The organism is Mesotoga sp. BH458_6_3_2_1 (assembly GCF_003664995.1).
Taxonomy (GTDB): Bacteria; Thermotogota; Thermotogae; order Petrotogales; family Kosmotogaceae; genus Mesotoga.
The window spans coordinates 378,756-401,562 of sequence record NZ_JFHL01000002.1 but is presented as its reverse complement, the minus strand read 5'-3'; the positions used below and the strand labels follow the sequence as shown (position 1 = coordinate 401,562).

The 22,807-nt window shown below is 44.3% G+C and carries 22 protein-coding genes, 3 tRNA genes and 1 other RNA gene; 20 read left to right on the top strand and 6 right to left on the bottom strand.

Annotated elements, in window-relative coordinates; all coding sequences use genetic code 11:
• Positions 1 to 80: 80 nt before the first annotated feature.
• The 3 genes from Y697_RS02210 to Y697_RS02200 form a co-directional block, all read right to left on the bottom strand.
• Positions 81 to 155, bottom strand: a tRNA-Gly gene (locus Y697_RS02210).
• A gap of 26 nt (positions 156 to 181) precedes the next feature.
• Positions 182 to 266: transfer RNA gene (locus Y697_RS02205), tRNA-Leu, on the bottom strand.
• Positions 267 to 342 (bottom strand) — tRNA-Lys (locus Y697_RS02200). It abuts the tRNA gene before it with no gap.
• 171 nt (positions 343 to 513) lie between these two features.
• Between Y697_RS02200 and Y697_RS02195 the strand changes: the two genes are divergently transcribed.
• From Y697_RS02195 to Y697_RS02165, 7 genes are all read left to right on the top strand, one after another.
• Positions 514 to 1,299, top strand: a complete 786-nt coding sequence (locus Y697_RS02195; RefSeq protein WP_121550068.1) for a type III pantothenate kinase — start codon at positions 514 to 516, stop codon at positions 1,297 to 1,299.
• Positions 1,277 to 2,623, top strand: coding sequence for a radical SAM protein (locus Y697_RS02190; RefSeq protein ID WP_121550067.1), 1,347 nt, complete (start codon positions 1,277 to 1,279; stop codon positions 2,621 to 2,623). The genes Y697_RS02195 and Y697_RS02190 overlap by 23 nt, the downstream gene beginning before the upstream one ends.
• Positions 2,613 to 3,143 carry a 2-amino-4-hydroxy-6-hydroxymethyldihydropteridine diphosphokinase gene (gene folK, locus Y697_RS02185; RefSeq protein WP_121550066.1) on the top strand — a complete coding sequence of 177 codons (531 nt, stop codon included), beginning with the start codon at positions 2,613 to 2,615 and terminating at the stop codon, positions 3,141 to 3,143. Before Y697_RS02190 ends, folK begins: the two co-directional genes overlap by 11 nt.
• The gene (locus Y697_RS02180; RefSeq protein ID WP_121550065.1) at positions 3,140 to 3,649 is read left to right on the top strand and encodes a hypothetical protein; all 510 of its coding nucleotides are present in this window, start codon (positions 3,140 to 3,142) and stop codon (positions 3,647 to 3,649) included. Before folK ends, Y697_RS02180 begins: the two co-directional genes overlap by 4 nt.
• Complete coding sequence (locus Y697_RS02175) at positions 3,639 to 4,544, top strand: TIGR01212 family radical SAM protein (RefSeq protein WP_121550064.1); 906 nt, start codon at positions 3,639 to 3,641, stop codon at positions 4,542 to 4,544. Before Y697_RS02180 ends, Y697_RS02175 begins: the two co-directional genes overlap by 11 nt.
• A gap of 4 nt (positions 4,545 to 4,548) precedes the next feature.
• Positions 4,549 to 4,877: RNase P RNA component class A (gene rnpB / locus Y697_RS02170), an RNA gene on the top strand.
• Between the two features lie 17 nt (positions 4,878 to 4,894).
• Positions 4,895 to 6,637: a YgiQ family radical SAM protein gene (locus Y697_RS02165; RefSeq protein ID WP_121550063.1), complete on the top strand. Its 1,743-nt coding sequence runs from the start codon at positions 4,895 to 4,897 to the stop codon at positions 6,635 to 6,637.
• On the opposite strand, the gene Y697_RS02160 is transcribed toward Y697_RS02165, so the two are convergent.
• The gene (locus Y697_RS02160; RefSeq protein WP_259462295.1) at positions 6,569 to 7,852 is read right to left on the bottom strand and encodes an SLC13 family permease; all 1,284 of its coding nucleotides are present in this window, start codon (positions 7,850 to 7,852) and stop codon (positions 6,569 to 6,571) included. The two genes, Y697_RS02165 and Y697_RS02160, sit on opposite strands and share 69 nt — an antisense overlap.
• 114 nt (positions 7,853 to 7,966) lie before the next feature.
• Between Y697_RS02160 and Y697_RS02155 the strand changes: the two genes are divergently transcribed.
• Positions 7,967 to 9,367, top strand: a complete 1,401-nt coding sequence (locus Y697_RS02155; RefSeq protein ID WP_121550061.1) for a Do family serine endopeptidase — start codon at positions 7,967 to 7,969, stop codon at positions 9,365 to 9,367.
• A gap of 102 nt (positions 9,368 to 9,469) precedes the next feature.
• On the opposite strand, the gene fabZ is transcribed toward Y697_RS02155, so the two are convergent.
• Positions 9,470 to 9,877 carry a 3-hydroxyacyl-ACP dehydratase FabZ gene (fabZ, locus tag Y697_RS02150; protein WP_121550060.1) on the bottom strand — a complete coding sequence of 136 codons (408 nt, stop codon included), beginning with the start codon at positions 9,875 to 9,877 and terminating at the stop codon, positions 9,470 to 9,472.
• Positions 9,878 to 10,009: 132 nt separating this feature from the next.
• On the opposite strand from fabZ, the gene Y697_RS02145 reads away from it, so the two are divergent.
• The 4 genes from Y697_RS02145 to fabF are packed head-to-tail and all read left to right on the top strand — an operon-like array spanning position 10,010 to position 13,395.
• Positions 10,010 to 10,963: a nitronate monooxygenase gene (locus Y697_RS02145; protein ID WP_121550059.1), complete on the top strand. Its 954-nt coding sequence runs from the start codon at positions 10,010 to 10,012 to the stop codon at positions 10,961 to 10,963.
• Positions 10,957 to 11,892, top strand: a complete 936-nt coding sequence (gene fabD, locus Y697_RS02140) for an ACP S-malonyltransferase (protein WP_121550058.1) — start codon at positions 10,957 to 10,959, stop codon at positions 11,890 to 11,892. The genes Y697_RS02145 and fabD overlap by 7 nt, the downstream gene beginning before the upstream one ends.
• Positions 11,893 to 11,921: 29 nt before the next feature.
• Positions 11,922 to 12,170 (top strand): acyl carrier protein, encoded by a 249-nt coding sequence (acpP, locus tag Y697_RS02135; RefSeq protein ID WP_121550057.1) that lies wholly within the window; start codon positions 11,922 to 11,924, stop codon positions 12,168 to 12,170.
• Between the two features lies 1 nt (position 12,171).
• The gene (fabF, locus tag Y697_RS02130; RefSeq protein WP_121550056.1) at positions 12,172 to 13,395 is read left to right on the top strand and encodes a beta-ketoacyl-ACP synthase II; all 1,224 of its coding nucleotides are present in this window, start codon (positions 12,172 to 12,174) and stop codon (positions 13,393 to 13,395) included.
• Between the two features lie 129 nt (positions 13,396 to 13,524).
• On the opposite strand, the gene trmB is transcribed toward fabF, so the two are convergent.
• Complete coding sequence (gene trmB, locus Y697_RS02125; RefSeq protein WP_121550055.1) at positions 13,525 to 14,463, bottom strand: tRNA (guanosine(46)-N7)-methyltransferase TrmB; 939 nt, start codon at positions 14,461 to 14,463, stop codon at positions 13,525 to 13,527.
• A gap of 174 nt (positions 14,464 to 14,637) precedes the next feature.
• On the opposite strand from trmB, the gene hpt reads away from it, so the two are divergent.
• Genes hpt through Y697_RS02085 form a run of 8 tightly spaced genes read left to right on the top strand, consistent with a single transcriptional unit; the run spans position 14,638 to position 22,790 of the window.
• Positions 14,638 to 15,171 (top strand): hypoxanthine phosphoribosyltransferase, encoded by a 534-nt coding sequence (hpt, locus tag Y697_RS02120; RefSeq protein ID WP_121550054.1) that lies wholly within the window; start codon positions 14,638 to 14,640, stop codon positions 15,169 to 15,171.
• A complete protein-coding gene (locus Y697_RS02115; RefSeq protein WP_121550053.1) occupies positions 15,171 to 15,482 on the top strand; it encodes a hypothetical protein in 312 nt (103 codons plus the stop codon). The genes hpt and Y697_RS02115 overlap by 1 nt, the downstream gene beginning before the upstream one ends.
• The gene (locus tag Y697_RS02110) at positions 15,479 to 16,375 is read left to right on the top strand and encodes a DegV family protein (RefSeq protein ID WP_121550052.1); all 897 of its coding nucleotides are present in this window, start codon (positions 15,479 to 15,481) and stop codon (positions 16,373 to 16,375) included. Before Y697_RS02115 ends, Y697_RS02110 begins: the two co-directional genes overlap by 4 nt.
• The gene (gene recG / locus Y697_RS02105) at positions 16,348 to 18,732 is read left to right on the top strand and encodes an ATP-dependent DNA helicase RecG (protein ID WP_310793763.1); all 2,385 of its coding nucleotides are present in this window, start codon (positions 16,348 to 16,350) and stop codon (positions 18,730 to 18,732) included. Before Y697_RS02110 ends, recG begins: the two co-directional genes overlap by 28 nt.
• Position 18,733: 1 nt before the next feature.
• A complete protein-coding gene (locus Y697_RS02100) occupies positions 18,734 to 19,291 on the top strand; it encodes an RsmD family RNA methyltransferase (RefSeq protein ID WP_121550050.1) in 558 nt (185 codons plus the stop codon).
• Entirely contained in the window at positions 19,288 to 19,758 is a 471-nt protein-coding gene (locus Y697_RS02095) for a Mut7-C RNAse domain-containing protein (protein WP_121550049.1), read from the top strand. Before Y697_RS02100 ends, Y697_RS02095 begins: the two co-directional genes overlap by 4 nt.
• Positions 19,736 to 22,450: an ATP-binding protein gene (locus Y697_RS02090; RefSeq protein WP_259462265.1), complete on the top strand. Its 2,715-nt coding sequence runs from the start codon at positions 19,736 to 19,738 to the stop codon at positions 22,448 to 22,450. Before Y697_RS02095 ends, Y697_RS02090 begins: the two co-directional genes overlap by 23 nt.
• Entirely contained in the window at positions 22,428 to 22,790 is a 363-nt protein-coding gene (locus Y697_RS02085) for a response regulator (protein WP_121550048.1), read from the top strand. The genes Y697_RS02090 and Y697_RS02085 overlap by 23 nt, the downstream gene beginning before the upstream one ends.
• Positions 22,791 to 22,807 lie beyond the last annotated feature (17 nt).

Here is a 22,807-nt window from a genome sequence, read left to right as displayed (position 1 = left end):
CTATAGGGTGATTTAACTAAGCTGATTGGTAAATAAGAGCAACAAATGTACACAAAAAAGACGCCCTTCCGGCGTCTTTCTGGAGCGGAAGACGGGGTTCGAACCCGCGACCCCCTGCTTGGCAAGCAGGTGCTCTACCACTGAGCTACATCCGCGAAAACTTGCTTTCCGTAAATCACTCTGGTGCGAGAGGAGGGACTTGAACCCTCACAGGTCTCCCCACTGGATCCTAAGTCCAGCGCGTCTGCCAATTTCGCCACTCTCGCTGGTGACTCGCGCGGGATTCGAACCCGCGACCCCCTGATTAAAAGTCAGGTGCTCTACCAGCTGAGCTAGCGAGTCGCTCCCACTTTCAGTCTCCAGCCTGCGCTGGCAGAAAGATTATATCATCACATCATCTGCCTATCAAGTGGAGAGAAATATTAAGAAAATGTGAAACAATATAGGCTCCTGAAAGAGACGTCAGTAGAAAGACCGACTACGAGATGTTAATATCTAGGTAGGAGGTTTTGCATGCTGTTACTTGCAGACATCGGAAATACGACAACCGTCTTTGGACTTGATAATGGAAGAGATATTGAGGCAGTTTGGAGATTACCTTCCTCCAGGATTGAAACAGAGGATGAACTCTTCGTAATTCTGGACGGATTACTGAGGAGCAGGGGAAGTTCTCTCTCCGAGGTAACCGGACTATGTGTTGCAAGTGTTGTGCCGAGACTCAATGGATCGGTGAATTACTTTGCCAGAAAATATCTGTCGAAACCAGCAGTTTTTGTGAAGGCCGACGAATTCATTTCGGTTGGACTCAACACTGACAATCCCACAGAGATCGGCGCAGATCGGCTGGCAAATGTAATTGGAGCCCGAGAATGTTACGGGGCAAACGCAATAGTCATAGACGTCGGCACGGCAATAACCATAGACATTCTTAAGGATGGAATCTTTGCAGGAGGCGCAATTCTTCCTGGTCCGGCAACGGCAATGTCTTCTCTCTTCTCTCACACCGCTAAGCTTCCTGAAGTTGAGCTCTTTTTTGAAGATCACTACTTTGGAACTAATACCGAAGATAACCTAAGAATCGGTATTGTAAACGGAACCTACTTTGCTCTCCAAGGTATAATAGGCAACATAATCAAGGAATTTGAAGAAAAGCCAAGAATCATTGGAACCGGCGGCGATGTCTATATGTTCATAGATGAAGGTGGTTTCATAGAAATCGACGATCCCATCCTTACCTTGAAGGGCCTAAGATCTTACTACAACAGAGTGAAGTTAGTTGAAAAGAATACTGCTGATTAACCCCTGGATTGAGGATGTATCGGCTTACGATTACTGGTTGAAGCCTCTAGGACTTCTTTATATTTCGTCTGCCCTCAAACATCTCGGTATTGAACCGGTTGTAATAGATTGTCTCGATAGATATGATCTTGAGCTTGTCTCGTTTGGTGCCGGACAGGGAGATAGACACTTCGGAACGGGAAAATTTCTTGAAGAGGAAATAGCTAAACCTCGATCCATTTCATCAATTCCAAGGAAATTCAAGAGATTCGGTTTCCCCGAGGGAATCTTGCGAAAGAAACTTAGGGAGTCGGGAAGTGTAGATGGAGTATTCGTGACTTCGATGATGACTTACTGGCACTATGGAGTAAGCGACACTATACGGGTAATTCGAGAGGAGAAGCCCGGAATTCCAGTTCTGCTGGGCGGAGTTTATGCTACACTGCTTCCTGATCATGCTAGGCAATACTCAGGAGCAGATTTTGTTTGCCCCGGAACTGGAATGAAACCGCTTGAGAAAGCTCTGGCTTATCTCGGCATCGACAGTACATTGCAAATTGACTGGTTCGAAGACCTTGATCCCGATTATTCTGTCTACGACTCACTTCGCTATGCAGTTGTTATTACAAGCCTCGGCTGTCCGTTCAGATGTACGTATTGCGCCAGTAATTCTCTCTGGAAAGGATTTCATAGTAGAGATTCAGTTAAGACCGCCGATTACATTCAGTTTCTAGTAGAGAAGAAGTATCTTTCCGACCTAGTCTTCTTCGACGATGCCATTCTAGTAGGTAATGGGTTTAAAGAACTGATGCGCGAAATAGATAATCGAAGAATTAGAGCAAGATTTCACTTACCAAACGGTGTCCATGCCAGATTTCTGGACATGGAAACTGCAGGTCTGATGTTCGAAAACAATTTCAAGACAATAAAGATCGGACTAGAGACTGTGGATCCAACTTTGCAGAACACGACGGGAGGAAAAGTAAGTTCAAGAGATTTCTATCAAGCAATTCAAAACCTCTATGAAGCTGGATTCACTTCTAGAGAAGTTAGTGCCTACATCATGGTGAATCTTCCCGGCCAGAGCGAAAAGGATGTTCTGAATTCACTAGAAGTCTGTGAAGAACTGGGAGTTAACCCGAGCGTTAATGAATTCACACCCATTCCTGGCACGATGCAATGGAGGGATTTAGTAGATAGAGGGATGTTTAGTGAAGAGATTGATCCACTGCTTCTCGACAATTCGATTCTTCCTCTCTGGTGGGAAGGGGGATTTTCTTTGAAAACCGTACAGAGATTGAAGGAAGCGGCGTGGGCATTGCGGAGGAAACTAAATGGAGAGTGATCTGTTCCTCGCCTTCGGTAGCAATATCGGAGATAGATTGCGTTACATTGTCAAAGCCTTCAAGAGACTCATAGAAATGGGGCTGTTTCCCTCAGCAGTCTCCTCTATTTATTACACTCAACCATATGGAAACACTGAACAGGAAGAATTCCTGAACTGCGTCGGGAAATTCCGACACACCGGAGACCCGGAGCTCTTGCTAAGAGAAATAAAGTGTGTTGAAAAGTCTGTGGGGCGAGTAGAGCGATTTCGATGGGGTCCGAGAGAAATAGACATTGACATTATTCTTTTTGGAGAAACTGTCGTAACTACAAAGGAGCTTACAATTCCCCACAACGATATAATTAAGAGGAAATTCGTTCTGGTTCCTCTGCTAGAAATAGAAAGCGAGATTAGGGATCCCAGAAATGGGGTCTTGTTTTCGGATTATTTAGAGAGGTTGGGGCAAAGTAACTGGCCCAAGATCTATATGAAAGCTAACTCCTTCAGAAGACTCATAGAATGGGAGGTGAAGAAATGAGAATTAGGCTACCCCACATAATAGCAGCATTTTCTATCCTGATAATCTTTATTTCTTCCTGCGGAAGCACACGGTCGGAACTGGTGCCGGGACGATTTGCGGGATTCACACTAAGTGAATATATGGATATCTCTACCTTAACTAGCGTTGGCGGCAAAGTTCTGGACATCAGTGTAGGTGATACTGCTCTGTTTCTTCAGAAAGAGTTTGCAAAGGGTACAAGAAAGCTCAGTGTTTATGTAGCGAAATTCGAAAACGTCTCTCAAAGCACGAGTTTTTGGTATACCCTAATAAGAGACGTCTCAAGTGAACTGAGAGCATTTGTAAGTGCCATTCCTTGGGTTTACGGAGAGTTTTCTGGGGAAATCGATGAAGGCTACATCAGAACGTGGTTTTCAGGGAAATGGTTCTACCTTTTTCTGGGAAACACAAAGGAAGAAGTGAATTCCTCTGTGGATGCTTTCAAAGAGTTTGAGAGAAGCCTGGTGAGATCTGTTGAATCGTAAGCCCTATAACGATCTAAAGACTCATTTAGTGCTCAAATACGGAGAACCCGTTCACAGAGTTCCCATCGATGCGGGTTTTTCTTGCCCGCACAAAATCAAGGGGACAGGAGGTTGCATATATTGTGATCCTTCAGGAAGCGGGTTTTCAATCGACTCTAGCCTTTCGCTTAGAGAACAAATGGAACAAAGGATATCACTGCTCAGGAAGAAAGGCATACACAAGTTTATGGCCTATTTTCAGCCAAATTCAAATACATTCGCTCCGATCGATATCCTTCGAAGAATTTATCGCGATGCGATTATTGATGACGTAGTTGTTCTCGACATATCTACGAGACCAGATCTTGTTTCTGACGATGTGCTCGACCTTCTTGAAGAGTTTAAAGAAGAAGTAGACGTTATTCTTGAGCTGGGACTACAAAGCATTAATCCAAATACACTGAAGACTATCAACAGAGGGCACACTCTGTCACATTTCATCGATTCGTCCCTGAGAGCCAAGAGCAGAGGCATAGAGCTTGTTGCTCACGTCATAGTCAATCTTCCGTGGGACACAGAGGAGGATGTATCTGAGGCGGCAAGGTTGATATCGGTGCTGAGAATTGACGGAGTCAAAATCCACTCTCTATATGTGGCTGAAGGTACCGAACTGGCAAGACAGTATCGGGCAGGAGAAGTCACAATTGGAAGTTTGGAGCAGTTTTTGGAGCGAGTGGTTATCTTCCTAGAAAACCTCAATAGTGAAGTGATTGTGCATAGGCTTGTTTCAGACCCGCCATTGGAGGGTACTATTTTTGGAAACTGGGGAATGTCAAAGATCAAGCTCTTGAATATGATTGAAAGAAAGATGATAATTGAAGGTAGAAGTCAGGGCTGCAAGGCTCTGAAGATTTAGTAGGGAAGCGAAATGTGTGACCGCGGATGATCCGAGGAAAGTCCGGACTCCATGGGCAGGGACGCTGGGTAATACCCAGGGAGAGTGATCTCCGGAAAGGGCCATAGAAAACGAAACCGCCTTCGGGCAAGGATGGAAAGGTGAAGGTAAGAGCTCACCGGCTGCCGGGCGATCGGCAGGCCTGGTAACCCCCGTCTGGAGCAAGTCCAAGCAGAAAGGGTCTGAGGTTGCCCACCGAACCCCTTTCGGGTAGGATGCTTGAGGGTCATGGCAACATGACTCCCAGATAGATGGTCACAATAACAGGATCCGGCTTACGGTTTCGCTTCCCTGCTTTTTGGAGTGACGTTATGATTTTTCCAATGACCAAGAGAGAGATGGATCAGAGAGGTTGGACTTTTCTTGACATAATACTTGTTACTGGCGATGCTTTTGTTGATCATCCATCATTTGGATCGGCAATGATCGCCAGAGTTCTTGAATCTGCTGGCTGGAAAGTAGGCGTGATTTCGCAGCCAGACTGGCGAACAACTGAAGACATTTCAGCACTGGGGAGGCCAAGGCTCTTCTTCGGCATAACCTCCGGAAATGTTGATTCTATGGTTGCTAACTACACTTCAACCGGAAGGAAGAGAAAGAGCGATGATTACACTCCTGGCGGGATTGGCGGAAAGAGACCTGATCGTGCAACTACAGTCTATTCAAATTTGATAAGGCAGGCTTTCAAAGACACTATCGTTGTCATTGGAGGAATAGAGGCAAGCTTGAGAAGGTTCTCGCATTATGACTGGTGGAGCAACAGAATAAGAAAATCCATTCTTCTTGACTCTAAAGCAGACTTGCTTGTATACGGAATGGGTGAGAAACCCATAACCGAAATTGCCAGTAAAATATCAGAATCAGGACAAATCCCTAAAGATGTCGAAGGAACCGTTTTCTGGTCGAGCGTAAAACCAATTGGAGTTGAGCTTCCATCTCATGAAGAAGTCTTACTTGACAAACGGAAGTACTTTAGACTTACAAGAATCATTCATGAAGAGACTGACCCTGTAAGGGGCACCTGTCTTTATCAGCTTCAGGATAATAGATATGTTGTACAGAACAAACCTCCACAGGTAAGTTCACAGGAATTGGATTCCTTCTATTCTCTTCCATTCAGTAGAAGAGTACACCCATGGTCTCTTTCGAAGGGAAAGGTCAAGGCGATTGAAACCGTTCGAAATTCGGTAACGAGTCACAGGGGTTGCTACGGTGAGTGCAACTTCTGTGCGATTGCGATTCATCAGGGAAGAACAGTAGTATCGAGAAGTGAAGACTCAATAATCAAAGAGATCGAAACCCTTACCGAAGACATTGAATTTCACGGAACAATAACCGATATAGGCGGTCCGACAGCAAACATGTATGGATTCGAGTGCTCTGTAAAGGAAAAAGCCGGGGCTTGTGCAGATAAGAGATGTCTCTTCCCAAAAGTATGTCGTTCTCTTAGACCCGATCATAGCAGATACCTCAATCTATTGAGAAGAGCAAAGAGAATTCCTGGGGTTAAGCATGTTTTCGTCTCTTCTGGAATAAGGTACGATCTCATTCTCAACGATGAAGAATCCGGTGGGGATTTCCTCAAAGAATTGATCGAAAATCATACCTCCGGACAATTAAAAATAGCACCCGAACATTCCGTTGATCATGTACTGAAGCATATGGGAAAACCATCAGAAGAGGCTCTCCGTAACTTCTTAAGAGAAGTAAGTCTTCTCTCAAGCAGAAATAGATACACTATCGGGTATTTCATTGCTGCTCATCCGGGATGCTCGATGCAGGACATGGTCGAACTGAAGACATTCGTGAACAAGGAAATGCATTACAACCCAGAGCAGGTTCAGATATTCACACCTACACCGGCAACGTACTCCACAGCAATGTACTACACAGGAATTGCCTCGGAAGATGGCGACCAAATCTTTGTGGAGAGATCGACCTCCGGAAGAAGAGAACAGAAAGACGTTCTCACGAAAAAGGAGAACCTAAAGCGAGAATCTGAGCAGAATATAGGCGGTACCGGCAACAAGCGTCATAATCGTAACTGGCATTGAAAATCTCAAAAAATCCCCGTACTTGAGACTCTCCTTTGAGTGTTTTTCTATCAGCCCAACTCCAACCATATTGGCGGCCGCGCCGGCAATAGAAAAACTCCCTCCAAGACAGGCCGAGATTGAGATTACCCACCAAATTTCGACAGGGACACCGTAATTTGCCGTCATTCCCTGTATAACTGGAATCATAAAAGTGACTGCGGGGACCGCGCCGATGAATCCGCTCATTACTGCCGACAACCAGTAAAGGGTAAGAAACAGCACTACTCTATTGCCCGAGAGTGTACCCAGAAGACCGGATATAAAGGAAGTAATACCAACCTCTTGCAGAGCGAATGCGAGAACAAAGAGCCCCATAAAGAAGAAGATTGTATCCCATTCGATATCCTCGGACAGACTGGAAAAACTTTTCCCATTCAGAATCATCGCGGCAGCAGCACCTGCGAGAGCGACAAGAGAAGGCTCGATTCCTATCAACCCATGGAGAAGAAACCCTGCTATGATTCCAAAAAACACTGCAAGTGATTTATAGAGAGCCGGTTTTGAGACTATAGCTTTGTTGGGATCCATGCTGGCAAGGCGCTGCAGCTTATCTCCCATTGATCTGTAATCCTTAAAGACCTTTCTATCAAGATATATAACAGTTATTAGTAGGGCAATGAGAGTGATTGGCCCATCAATCCTGAGAAAATCCATGAATCCAAATCCGCTTGCGGAACCGATTAAAATGTTTGGTGGATCTCCGATCAAAGTCGCGGTACCGCCGATGTTTGCTGAAAGAACTCCCGCCAGCAAAAATACCCGTGGTGAAACTTCGAGCGCATCGGCAACAAGAAAAATTATGGGTGCAAAGAGGAGTATCGTAGTAACGTTGTCAAGAAAGGCAGAGAAAAGAGCAATTGTAACCATGAAGAATACCAGAAGAGCTCTTACGTTACCCTTAGAGACTCTAACAACATGCACTGCAATGAATTCGAAGAATCCCGTTGTTCTTAGCGTTCCGACAACTATCATCATGCCGATGAGGATACTTATTGTATTGAAGTCTACAAGATAACCGAGCTCCTTCATATCGAAGTCAGGAATTATCTTAGACAAAAGTATTATGATTCCCGCAGCGAAGGCGACTGTGGACCTATTGAATTTTCCTGAAATAATCAGATAATACGCAACAACAAAAACGATCAGAACGAACAACCACTGCAACAGACTCACCCCTGAAAACATAACTTTATCAGTATATCACCTTCTCATTTTTTGAACAATGAATTCGGCCGATCAGTCAAATTACATACCGGAGTAGCCAAATCGAAGAAGGAGGTCAGAGTTATGAGGAAAGTTCTTTTAGTTGTGGTTGTTGTTCTGTTATCAGTGGCTTCTCTGGCCCTGGTTAATGAAGGCTACGAGAGTCCCGTGGTCAACGTAGTCCAAGCAGCAGGACCAGCAGTAGTAAAAGTAGACGTCGAAGCTACCAGAAAGTATTCAGTAACCGACCCTTATGGGTTTGAGGATTTCTTCAGGCGTTTCTTTGGAGAGATTCCTGATCAGAAAGTAACAGGTGTTGGTTCTGGATTTATTTTCAGCAAAGACGGTTACATTTTCACCAACGAACATGTAGTTTCTGGCGCCGAAAAAATCACAGTGTCTATGCTCGATGGAAACTCCTATCCCGCAAAATACATTGGTGGAGATGCAGAGTTGGACATCGCTGTTATTAAGATAAATCCCGATGGGATTGATCTTCCAATAGTGGAACTCGGTGAATCTGACTCGCTTAGGATAGGGGAATGGGCAGTTGCAATCGGAAATCCTTTCGGACTCAAACACACTGTGACGCTCGGTGTAATCAGCGCAGTTGGAAGGCAGTTGCCAAAACCTGATGGGAACGGGGTTTACTCGAATTTAATACAGACTGATGCGGCAATTAACCCCGGTAACAGCGGAGGTCCATTGTTGAACATCCATGGTCAGGTTATTGGTATCAACACCGCCATAATCTCCTCGGACGTCGGAACTTCACTAGGCTTTGCAATACCCATAGATGTGGCACTGAGATTTGTCGATTCGATAATAGAAACAGGATCGGTTCAGAGAGCCTATCTTGGGGTTTACATGGATACTGTCACAGAGGCCATCTCCAGATCGCTTGGATTAAAAGTCGATAACGGTGCTCTCATCACCGATGTAGTCCCAGGCTCTGCAGCAGAGAAGGCCGGAGTGAAGCCTCAAGACGTAATCATCGGTTTTGAAAATCTTGAGATCACAAATTCTTCTGAATTGAGGGCCGCCGTTCTTAACTACCCGGCAGGTTCCGAGGTTAAGATTACAATCGACAGATTTGGAGAGAGAATTGTGCAATCGGTAATTCTGGGATCACTTTCTCAAGAGAGTGAATCCTCATCACTCGATGATATTGAGGAATCCGAGATTTATGAAAGCTCTTTTGGAGTATCCGTTTCCGATTTAACTCCTGAAGACAGAGAACGGCTCGGACTACCTTCAGAATTCAGAGGAGTAGTTATAAGAAAGGTTGATTCAGAAGGAATCATCTACAGACTCGGCATCAGCAAAGATGATGTGATCACCCGTTTGAGTATAAATGGCAATCAGGAACCGGTCGAGAATGCGAACGATTTTAAGGCGCATGTCGAAAAGATCAAGAAGGGAGACTATGTGGCATTCTTTGTCTACAGAAGTGGCGTGAGATTCGTGGCTTCCTTCCAGTTCTAAATGAAAATGCCGCCACCCGGTAAAGGTGACGGCTTACCCCCTTTAATCCCCTGTGCAGGATTAACGCCTAGATTATAGCACAGGGGTTTTTTCTTTCCAAAATCATAATGAAGAAACAAGAAGTGTAGCTCTGGCACAAATCTTCCCTTCAACATGAGCAATGCCCTCTACCTTCACAATGTTCATCTTCTTTCCGATTACTCTCACGTTATATTCCAGTCTGCACGGTGGCCGCACTATTTCCTTGAATCGTGCGTGTTCAATGCCGGCGAAGAGTGGGGTCTTTTTCGGCTCCAGTAGAAGAATTCCCGCTGTCTGAGCAAGGCCCTCGATCATTAGCACGCCTGGATAAACTGGGTTGCCAGGAAAGTGACCTCTAAATATGGGATCCTCTTCAGACAAGTCCCTGTAGGCCTTAATCTCACTATCACCAATTAGAGTTACACAGTCAACTAGAAGAAAGGGATCCCTGTGCGGGATTTTACTCTTCACATACTCCTTATCTTTCACAAATCACCTCCCGTTTGATTTCCGGACTTAGGAATCGCATAGGGTTCGATATTCGTACTGAGATTACGTTTTTTGTCCCTGGTATGGCATTGCTAATAAACAGTCAGCATTTTCGTGCCAGGAGGATCAATTTTGGGACATAAGAGACAATCACTGACCGAGTTACTTGAAATCAAATATCCGATACTCCAGGGAGGAATGGCCTGGGTTGCAGACCACACTCTAGCTGCAGCAGTCTCAAATGCTGGCGGCTTGGGCATTATCGCTGGAGGCAACCTCTCCTCGGAGGAGCTGCTTGTCGAAATTCACGAGGTTAGAAAACTGACTTCCAATCCATTTGGAGTAAACATCATGTTGCTTTCCCCATATGCTGAAGAACAGATGGAAATAGTTCGAAAAGAGAAAATCCCGGTTGTGACTACTGGAGCAGGAAGTCCTTCTCGCTTTGTCGATGGACTTAAGTCTGCAGGGACAAAAGTGATCCCAGTAGTAGCTTCTGCAGGACTCGCCAAGAGATTGGAGATGCAGGGAGTCGATGCGGTTATCGCTGAAGGAATGGAAGCGGGTGGCCATATTGGAAAAGTGACATCCATGGTTCTCGTCCCGGCCGTTTCTTCTGCAACACAGATTCCGGTTGTCGCAGCTGGAGGTATCGCAGATGGAAGAGGATTCGTTGCGGCACTGGCGCTAGGGGCCAGTGGAGTTCAAATGGGAACAAGGTTTATCTGCACGTCCGAGTGTTCGGCACACCTTCGCTATAAGGAGAAAATTCTATCATCAAACGAGCTCGATACAGTTGTAACGGGAAATGCAAACGGCCATCCTGTTAGAGCCTTCAGAAACAGACTCACAAGATACATAGAGGAGCTTGAGAAAAGAGGCGAGGGATTCGAGGAAATTGAGAAAGTAGCCGTTGGTGCACTTAAAAGAGCCGTTAAGGAAGGTGATCTCAATTCAGGCTCTTTGATGGCCGGTCAATCTAGCGGCTTGATAGGGGAAGTATTAAGTGTGAACGAACTAATCAAATCAATTATTGAAGAGGCCGAAGAAATCATCGGCCATCTGGGAGGGATCGCAAAATGGTAGCATGGATATTTCCTGGACAGGGAAGTCAGTATGTGGGCATGGGAAGAGCCTTTTGCGAGGAAAGCGTACAACTCAAAGAATTTCTTGGAATCTCAGGCCGCATGCTGGGATTTGATTTGTTGAAAATGATGCTTGAGGGGCCGGAGAGAGAACTTACACTTACTGAAAATGCGCAGCCGGCTATCCTGTCTCTTAGCGTAGCTCTTTCAGACATCCTTGGAGAAATTGGAGCTAAACCGGACATTGTTGCGGGTTTATCCCTTGGTGAATTCACTGCACTTACAATAGCTGGGTCACTTGAATACGCCGATGCTCTTCGCCTTGTCAGGCTGAGGGGAATGGCCATGCAAGATACCATTTCTCCAGGCGAGGGAAGTATGGCGGCGATAATCGGTCTGCGAGATGAAGTTGTTGAAAGGATCTGCTCCGAGACTTCATCGAGTGAAGAGGTAATAGTTGCGAACTATAACTGTCCGGGACAGGTTGTGGTCTCAGGTCTTACAGAAAAAGTTAAAGTCGTAATGGAGAGTTCTAGAAGAGAAGGCGCAAAGAGATGTGTAGAGCTTTCGGTAAGTGCACCTTTCCACAGTCGATTCTTACAGCCTGTAGGAGAGATCTTGAGAGAATTCCTTGATGGTGTCAAGGTAAGCCCCCCGAAGATCCCGGTAGTATCTAATGTAACCGGTGATCTCTTCCCCGAAGATCCGAATGAGATAAAGGAGCTGTTGATTTCTCAGACATACAGCCCCGTAAGGTGGGAGCAATCTATAAGAAGGATGATTCAGCTGGGCGTTGACAAATTCATTGAGGTAGGTCCGGGAAAGGTTCTCAGCGGATTCATGAAGAAGATTGACGGGAGTATTACCGTAAACACTACAGACAGCGAAAGCCTTGAAACACTAAAAGAATTTCAGGAAATTTCTAACTAGACTGATTTTATTCATGAGAGGTGAATTAAATGGAAGGAACTTCAACAATCCAAGAAAGGGTTATTTCAATAGTTGCAGAAAATCTCGGGATCGATGCAGGTGAGATCAAGGGGAATTCCAGATTCATAGAGGACCTTGGCGCGGACTCGCTTGATCTAGTAGATCTGGTAATGGAGCTGGAAGACAAATTTGACATTCAGATCAGCGATAGCCAAACCGCAAGCTTCAAGACAATCGACGACGTAGTTGGATTTATACTTGCACTGGAAACTAAGTAGAATGAGAAGAGTTGTAGTTACGGGCATGGGAATTATAAGCTCTATCGGAAGCAACCTGGAAGAATTCTGGGAGTCCCTGAAGTCAGGAAGATCGGGAATCGATTGGATTGACACATTTGATGTTTCGGAATATGGATCTAAAGTCGCGGGTCGAGTCAAGAATTTCGACCCGACTTCCTATATGGAGAAGAGAGAAGCCAAGAGAACTGCCAGGTTTGTCCAGATGGCGATTGCAAGTGCCAGCGAGGCTTACAATGACTCCGGTCTAGAAGAAGAGCTTTTTGATTCGGAAATGGCTGGGGTCATATACGGTGTGGGACTAGGTGGAATGGACGTTATTGAAGATCAACATCTGATTCTTATGGACAAAGGCCCTTCTCGAATCACTCCATTTTTGATACCGATGACAATCGCAAATATGGCTCCTGGCCTTCTTGCTATCCGTTTCGGTTTTAAGGGAACCAATTTCACCATCTCAACTGCCTGCGCTTCTGGAACAAATGCAATCGGAGAAGCAACCCGGCTCATTAGAAGCGGAGTTCTTGACGTCGCAATGACTGGCGGCACGGAGGCGACGATTACACCTCTTGCTCTTGCCGGATTCTCGAATATGACTGCCCTTTCACGAGGAACTCCTGAATCGGCTTCAAGACCATTCGATAGTAAACGAGATGGATTTGTCATGGCTGAGGGTTCTGCAACACTAATAATCGAGGAGTATGAGCGCGCTTTGAGACGCGGTGCGAGAATTTACGGGGAAATCGTCGGTTACGGTTCTACTGACGATGCATTTCACATAACTTCGCCCGAGGAATCTGGAGATGGGGCATATAGAGCAATGAAAATGGCTCTAAAAGATGCTTGTGTTGACCCTTCAGAAGTTGACTACATTAACGCTCACGGAACTTCGACTCCGCTAAATGACGTAATAGAAACTAGAGCGATCAAGCGCCTTTACGGAATAAGAGAAAGCCTAAATATTAGTTCCACCAAGTCTATGGCTGGTCACGCTCTGGGAGCCGCTGGAGCTATCGAATCAGTGGCGACATTTCTCTCGATAAGGAATTCATTTGTGCCACCCACAATAAACTACTCTAATCCAGACCCAGAATGTGATCTTAACTACACTCCCAATTTCGGAATTGAAAAAGCCATAAATTTCGCAATGAAAAACTCATTTGGCTTTGGTGGTCATAATGCTTCTTTACTCTTCAAGAGGCTATAATCGATGCATTCCGGACGGGGCGACTACGCCCCGTTTTTTTTGATATCGGCTTACTTCTGTGGTGCAAAAGCCGGCGAAACCAATTGTTCAGATTCTAGCAGAGAGTTTCAGCCTGACTGACAATTCACTTCAAACCGGTTCTTTCCCGACTAGACTGGAAAGCGTCTTCAATGCGAATCTCACCGCCTGAGTTCTAATCGGTCTTAACTGACTGTCCAGTTGAATAAGCCATCCGGCTTCTCTCCTGGAAAGAGTTATGTTGAATCTCTGAGAGAAGCCTCTATCAACCGACAAGGTTTCGATCAGGAAAGCCTCACTTTCCAAGCTTCTATAAACTCCAAGAAACTTCACAAAAACCTCGTTTCTCGAAAAGGCTTCCCCAATAAGTCTCCCGAGTCGAACTTCGTCGACTTCTTTCAACCACAGATGTGACACATGAATCACGTCCTTTTCAATACTGACGACTCTTTCTTTTCTCTTGCAGTAAAACCTGAAGATCTCTTTCTCCATCGACAACCATTTTCTTTCGTACCTGGTTTTTGCCCCAGATGATGGGTTTTCTTCGAAAGTTAGAGTGCTAAACAACTTCGTTTCATTCACACTCAACATCATCTGGTGTACGAACTCTTTTGAGTCGGAATATAGTTGAAAGAACCCGTCCGGTTTCAGGACAGCGGCAATTTTCTCAACAAAAGCAGTGTCATTTAGGCGCCGACTTGAATGCCTCTTTTTTGGCCACGGGCACGGGAAGTTCATATATACTCCCGAAATCGAAGTAGGAGGAATTATATTAGCCAGGGCAAAGGATGCATCGATAAGAAGAACGCGTACATTGTCCAGAGAATTCCTGACCAGTGACTTCAATAGCTTTTCAGCGCTAATCATAGAAAGTTCAACACCCAGCAAGTCCACTCCTGGATTCTCAACTGCCTTCTGGACAAGAAATTCGCCGCTGCCGAATCCTATTTCTAAAAAGACGTCATTATCTCTTCCAAAGATACAGTTGAGATTCAGGGGCAAATCAAATTCAGTAGCGTCAAGATAGTTTCCAAGGTAATGAAGATTCATAACATCGCTCCGCTCAATTGATCCGCCCAGTTGCCGGGCCAGATTGTAATCGTTTCACAAAAAGCATTCTAACTCAATTCACCCAATATTTCCATCTTGAGCCCTCAACGAAGATAATCGTTTCATCCCCTTTTTGCGATGGTATAATTATCGTGACTCTCGGAGGTGAAGGAAATGCACTTTGACCCCGCTAAAATCGAAGTTCTATACTCTGAAGAAAAACTTAAAAGAATTGTTGATAGACTTGCTGAGAGAATCAATGAATACTATTCTCCAATTACAGATGAGATAACAGCCGTTTGCATCCTGAAAGGGTCAGTGCATTTTTACAGTGACCTTCTGAAAAGGATTGGTCTTAAAGTACGATACAACTTTGTCCATGTTTCTAGCTATGCCGGGGCTTCAACGACCGGAAGAATACGTGTAAAAACCTGGGTAGATGAATCGGTTACTGACCGTTATGTTCTATTGGTGGAAGACATAGTCGATACAGGAGGAACTCTCAGGTACATAATCAACTATATCTGGAAACAGAAACCTGCAGACGTGAAGCTCGTATCGCTATTTGAGAAGACTATTCACGATCACGGTGTGAAAATTGATTTCACTGGAGAAAGGATTGGTGATCAGTTTATAATAGGCTACGGACTCGATTATGACGAAGTATATAGAAATCTTCCTTATGTGGGTTGCTTGAAAGGTGAATAATGAAGAAAGGCAACATCGTTACACTAGTTCTCGCTGTACTGCTTCTGAGCATTTGTACGATAACTTCTCTCTTCGCATTGAGTGTAGTTAGTTCAAATCGAAAGAATACTCAGTTGATGTTAGAAGCTTCGATTATAAGAGGAGTAAGAGCTTCCGCAAAGAAACTTCTCGAGTTCAGTGCAGTTCGCGGCGAGCCATTGGCTGTCGTAATAAACGGGTATTCGCTTGAAACTGACCTGATTGACGGTAGATGGTGTGTGAGAGTTGGCGACGGGGACGAAGAAGAGATAATATTCGCCGAAGGCAGGTGAAAGATTTGATAGCAATATCCATTGATTCCGGTTGTGCACCCACGAGAGATTTCATTCAGTCCCACAGGCTCTTCTTCATGGGAATGAAAGTAATCATTGATGAAACGGAATATAACGATGAGTTTGATCTTATGGAAAATGTCTTCTACAGAGTTGTCGATAGCTCTAAGGAGTTTCATACAGCGCAACCACCTCTTGGCCAAGTCCTTGAGTATTACAATGATATAAAATCCAGGGGATTTACGGAACTCCTAGATATTCACTTTTCTTCGAAGATGTCTGGCCTTTACGATACTTGCTTAATGGCTTCGAAGATGGTTGAAGGACTGGAAGTACACGTGGTCGACACAAAGAAGGTCTCCATAGGGGCACATCTGGTTGCAAAAAGATTGATCGAACTTGCCGAATCTGGACTTAAAATCGACGATGTCATGAAAAGAGTACCCTGGGTTATTGATAACACATTCATGGAATTCAGCGTGCCCACTCTTAAGTATCTTATTAAGAATGGCAGAATAGGAAGGGCTCAGGGCCTCGCAGGAACTCTGCTGAACATCAAGCCAATTCTTTCAGTGGATGAAGAGGGTTTCATAAGCCCCATAGCCAAACTCAGGGGAATGAAACGACTGCAAGATGAAATGGTCTCAAATATCGTCGGGTTTCTGGAGAAAAGAAGAAGGTCGATAACTCTATACTCAATCTATGGAAGCGAAGAATACTTAGGAGTAATGAAAGAAACAACTGAGAGGGCCATAGAAACAATTGAGATGAATTTGGGTATTTCGAGAGAAGAGATCGAACTCATAAGCGGGAGAATCTGGCCAACAATTGCTTGTCACAGTGGCCCTGCAGTCTTTGGGTTGGCATGCTACGGGGAGAAAGAAATAGAGTAATGCTCTTTGAGCAATTCCTCGATAGATGCGAAGAGCTTTTTGAGACTTCTTTGACAGGGAAGAAAGAAGTAAGTCTTCTCCCCGAATTCAGACAACTTGTTTCGTTAGTGGATAAGGAAGAGCTTTCTTCCTATGTCTCGCTTGAGGATTACTTTTCGAAATTTACTTCATACTTTTCAAAAATCGACAACCTATCGAATGATCGCAAGTTCAGAAGGTTGAGAAACGGACTTGAAATGATTGAGAAACTGAGAAGGATCTTTCTTTTGCGTTCAACCGAAGAAATCGAATCCCTTCTCGGAAGACCTGTTTCTCACTCAACTCCGATCAAATTCGCATATTCTGTTGGCGAAGCAAGATCAAAAATACTTAAGAGAATGGATATCGAAACAATCGGAGATCTGATTCACTACTTTCCAAGAGACTACGAAGATCGCAGGATAATTGTCTCTATTTCCTCGATCGTTCCTGATTGCAAGGTAAGCGTGAAAGGTCGAATTCTAAATTTCTCGGTCAAGAGAGTCTCGGGATACACGATTATTTCAGCTGTAGCGAGTGACGGCTTTGGTCAATTGCTTTTGAAGTGGTTCAATCAGGACTATATTCTTCAAAAGCTGAAGAAGGAGAGAGAGTATTTAATTCATGGATTGGCAAAGAAGACTCCTTTTGGGCCCCTGGAGATGAACTCCCCGGAAATTGAGGAAGTTGAAGGCGAGGTACCAAGAGAGATTCTCCCGGTCTATTCTCTGACTTCGGGGATCTCAATGAAGATGATGAGAAAAGTAATAAAACGTAACCTTGGATTAGTTAGGTCGCTGGATAATATTGTCCCGCTTCCTTTTGTGAAGAGCAGAAACCTTCTTGATAGGAAACATGCCTTTGTTTCAATTCATTTTCCAAAGAGCCAGTTCGAAATAAGAAAAGCACACGACACTCTTGCGTATGAAGAGTTCTTCGTATTCCAGGCTGCAATCCTTCATAGAAGAAGGCAGATTCAGAAGCGTTATCAAGGCCTTTCGAAGGACATCAGTGGAGTTCTTTCCAGGAAATTGATTCAATCATTGCCCTTTGAGTTGACAGAAGACCAGGTGAAAGCCTTTAATGAGATTAGAGAAGACATGAGAGCCTCTTCGCCTATGAGCAGATTACTTCAGGGTGATGTCGGATCTGGAAAGACTCTTGTCGCAGAACTGGCAATTGTGGACAATTATGAAGCTGGTTACCAGAGTGCCCTCATGGTCCCGACTTCGGTCTTGGCAATACAGCATTACGAGAAAATCAAACGAGATCTGTCACCTATTGGAATTGAAGTAGCGTTGTTAACCGGTTCAATGAAAAGAAGTGAACAAGACTCTGTAAGAAACGCGATGATTACTGGAGCAGCAGACTTGGTTATTGGTACTCATTCTCTCATTCAAGAGGGAGTGGAATTCAAGAATCTTGGACTCGTAGTAGTCGACGAGCAACATAGATTCGGAGTGAAGCAGAGAGAAAATCTTACATCTAAGGGAAGTCTTCTAGACAGTCTAGTAATGACCGCCACTCCAATTCCAAGGACTCTTGCCCTAACGGCTTATGGGGATCTCGATATTTCGACTATTCTAACGATGCCGAAGGGAAGAACACCGGTGAGAACAATTCTGCTTGCCAGGAGTAGGTTGAGAGAGTTATACTCTTTCATCTCAGATGAACTGAAAATGGGGCATCAGGCCTTCTTCATATATCCTCTCGTTGAGGAATCAGAACAAGTCGATCTCAAGAATGCAACAGACGAAGCTGCAAGGCTTAGAGACAACGTTTTCCGTGGAGTAGGTGTTGAATTGCTACACGGAAGATTCACTGACACGGAGAAACAAGAGATAATGCAGAGATTCAGAACGAAAAAGAGCATGATTCTTGTTTCCACAACGGTCGTTGAAGTCGGAATTGACGTACCCTCGGCAACGGTAATGGTAATCGAACACCCTGAAAGATTCGGAATGGCACAGTTACATCAGCTCAGAGGACGGGTGGGAAGAAGCAGCCTCAAATCGATATGCACAATGGTTATGAATCGTTCAATTTCAGAAGAAGCTCTTGCAAGGCTAAGAGAATTTGCATCCACCTCAAGTGGGTTTGATGTTGCAGAACTTGATTTGAAGCTGAGAGGACCTGGAGAGTTCCTCGGGTTGAGACAGCATGGAATTCCCCAATTTAGAATTGGAGATATAGTTGCTGATCGAGATCTGCTTTTCAAGGCTAGAGAAGACGCAAAAAAGCTGATTTACGAAGATCCCGAACTCTCCGAACACGGCTCTCTACGAATTGAGATGGAGAGAGTCTATTCAGAAAAGATAAATTTGATAGAGGTCGGATGATATGTTGACAATAACAGGAGGAAAGTGGACCAGAAGATCGATAAAGACGACGGCCAGAAGAAATACCAGATATACACCACAGTCGGCAAGGAAAGCTCTCTTTGACATTGTGGATGTAACTTCGAAGACTTTCATCGATCTTTTTGCTGGAAGCGGAATAATGTCCTTTGAAGCAATGAGCAGAGGCGCTGTAAATGCAATGTCTGTCGATGTGTCGAAGAAAGCGTGCAACTCGATTCTTGATAATAAAAATGACCTCGATTCTTCAATGAATCTCAGGATCATTTGTGCCGATTTTCGAAGAGCGATCCCTTCGCTTGTTAGAAAGGGAGTGGGTGCCGACACTGTATTTGCTGACCCTCCCTTCGATGAAGAATACATTGAGCCTCTCTTTGCTGTTCTGAACCAGAACCCCGAACTCGTAAACAACCAGGGTCAATTGATAGTCGAAACTTCAGATAGAGAGAAGAGAGCTGTGCTGGAGTTTTCCTCGTTGTTCCGACTTGTTGATCAAAGAGAATATGCAGGCATAGTATTCTCAATTCTGGTGAGAAAATGAAGTTTCTTGTCGAAGATTCTTTAACAAAGCTGGCAAAAAAACTTCGACTAATGGGGTTTGATACCGAGATTTGTACTAGAAGCGAAATTAGCGAAGCATCAAGAGATAGAGAAGTATTTCTGACAAAGAGCAAGAAGTCACTGGAAATTGCCTGGAAAAACAAGATTAAGTGCTATCTCATAAAATCGGAAAACTGGAAGTCTCAACTGAGGTCAGTTATTCAAAGGTTCAAGATAGATGCAAACGATGTGCACTTCTTGAGCAGGTGTTCGAAGTGCAACGGTATGCTTGTTGAGGCATCTCCAAATGATTTGACTGACGTTCCGGAATATGTGGCACTCACGAAAGCCAGGTTCTGTAGATGTATACACTGTGGTCAAGTCTATTGGGACGGAAGTCATGTCGAACATATAAAATTGATGAATTCCTTCTTGGAGAAGAGTGGTGGTAGAACTGAAGAGATCTAATTTTGAGATTTCGGCCGATGAATTAATAAAGAGAATTCTCAGGAGAATTTCTTCAGAAGTCTCTTCCGATGCATTCCTGTTCATACTGGAAAAATACCGCGACGTGTTCAAAGAAGTTGATCCGAGAGATGGTCTTTCTCGAACGGGAAGAGAGATAAAGTTGACCAGCAATGACTTCCTCAGAAAGACGTCGGAGAATATCATCGAAGAGAAGAATGTCATCTTATCTTCCCGTCATGGAGAACAAGAGGAGCGGGTTAAACTAATACATCTTTCCTACAATAATGAACCCCTTGGTTTGCTACTGCTTTCTGCCGGCTCTGAAGTTAAGGACTCACTCAAAGCCTGGATTAAGGAACTCGAACTTGCATTATACTATTCTCTCAAGAGATCGGCTGAAGAAGAAGGGTACAGGAGACTGAAACTCGTATCTAGATTGACTTCAGTTCTTGAAACAGAAACTCATTCTGAAGAGTTGATCTACAAATCTCTAGAGATTGCAAGAGAAATGCTGAGGGTTAGGTGGATCTTTTTCCTAGAGAAAGTCGAGACCAAATTCCGCCTAAGAGCTGCCATAGGTGAAGGTACAAACCCTCTCAGAGGAATTGAGATTATGATTTCTGAGGAACAGCTCGATTTACTTTCTCAGGAGAGACTATTCGTTTCAGCCAGGAAGTCAGTGATTTCATCATTGATTTTCAGAGAAGAGATTTCGGTTGGCTCATTTGTTGCGATCCCTCTTACGGTTGAAAAAACTCTTGTTGGACTGATAATTGCGGCGGACAGGGAGGAAATTGAAGGCGAATTCAGGGCCTACAAACATCTCGATAAAGAAGACTTGAAGATGCTGGACGATATCAGCAGAAGGATGGCCGTCGCGATAAGCAAAATAAAGCTTACTTCAAAATTAGAGCTAGAGGTTAGAAAACTTAGACAACTTGGAAAGAAACATGAAGAACTTATAAGTGAGCAGAAAGAGCAGCTTTTCAAGCTTAGCGTACTTCATAAAATAACAGACGCTATGAAACGGAGCCTTGATCGAGAGAGAGTAGTCAGAATTCTTCTAGTAGGTGCAACCGACACTTCGGGGTTGAAATTCGACAGAGCGACATTCTTTAAAGTAGATACCGTCCGCTCCCTACTTGTTTCAGAAACCAGAGTCACTTCTGCAAGAAAAAACAGTGAACATGACAAATCTATATACAGCGATCTTTCCAGATATCTTCAGGACGCATCTCTTGAGCCATATGATGCTCAAGATGACAGGCAATTGGGTTCAATACCGTATCCGGGAAATCTGATTCTCGAGAGGGTGGTCCTCAGAAAGAAGATGGTTCATGTAACCCCGGAGATGTTGAGATTGAGAGTTGATGAATTGGCTCTTATGAATAGAATAATTGGAACCAATGAATACTTGATCGCTCCAGTAGCCGGTGAAGAGGACGTTCTGGGAGTTCTGGTAGTCGACAACAATGATTCCGGAAAGAAAATTAGCAGTGCAGATATGGAAATCCTTGGGCTGCTTGCCGATAGTACGGGAGTAGCCCTAGAATTGACTGAAAATTATAAAAGAATTCTTCAAATGGCTGAGAGTCTAGAGAAGGAGCGAAATCTGTCTAATTACTACCGCAAGTTCGTTTCAAGCATACTGCAGTCTCTCGAGTCCGCGATAATAGTCTGTTCCGTAGAAGGTGAAATAACAGAACTTAACAGAACAGCAGAATTTCTTCTAGACCTGAGCAGGGAAGAACTAATCGGGAAGAGCATTCGATCAATTCGAACGAAACTTGGTAGTATTATTGACCTGCTCTCTGATGCTATAAGAATTGGGGAGACAATTACGTTAACGGATCAACATTTCGAAGCTTTTGGCGAGAGACATTTCGATGTTCGAATCACCCCTTTGAGAGAAGAAAAGCGGAAGAGGCTTACAGGCGTAATTCTATCACTTGATGACATAACTAGGAGGAGAAAACTCGAACAAGAGCTCAAGAGCAGAGAAAAGCTTGCAGCATTGGGCGAGATGTCGGCAAAAGTAGCCCACGAAATCAGAAATCCAATAACAATAATCGGTGGTTTTGTGAAGAGAATACTGGCTTCCTCAGATAGGGAAAAAACTGAGGAATATGCAAGGATCTTGATGGACGAACTTCAGAGGTTGGACGGTATAGTAGGAGAAGTGCTGGAAATTTCCAGAAGAAAGGCCAAACCTTCCGAAGAAGAGTTTGATCTTGTTTCTGTCACACGCGAAATACTGGCAGGTTTTGAAGAAAAAGCCTCGAGAGAAAATGTTAAACTTGTCCTATATGCGAAAGAAGATAGAATTGAATATTACGGAAATAAAGATAGGATTAAACAGGTTATAATCAATCTTGTTCAGAATGCTATTGAGGCCTCGGAGAAAGCCGGGCAAGTTCTCATCACTCTAGAGAGAAAGGCTGAGTACGTTTATTTCTCGGCCAAGAACGGTGGGAATATTATCCCGGAAGAGACTCTGAAGCGAATCTTTGAACCCTTCTTCACAACGAAGACTTTAGGCACGGGTCTCGGCCTTTCTATATGCAAGAAGATCGTTGAAGAACACGGGGGAGAGATCCACGCCTCAAGCGGAATGGAAGGAACGGTTTTCACCTTCACTTTGCCGACTAAGAACTTTGGGAGGTTTGAACTTGAAAAGGATACTGATAGTTGAAGATGAAAAGAACATGAGACTGCTTCTCGAAGAAGAACTTGAGGAGTCTGGCTTCGAAGTGGTGAGCGCCAGTAGTGCTGAAGAAGCAATAGGAATTCTCAATCTTGATACTTCGTTCAACCTCATAACTATTGACATTGAAATGCAAGGGATGAATGGCCTCGAACTTGCCGGAACAATACGCAAGCAATACCCTGAGAAGAAAATTGTGCTTCTAACCGCCTACACACATTATAAGCATGATCTATCTTCCTGGGCTGCTGACGCCTACGTAGTTAAGTCTCCTGATTTTTCGGAGCTCAAATCGTTGGTTGAAGAGCTTCTCGGGGAAGAGAAATGATTACAATATAAGGAGGA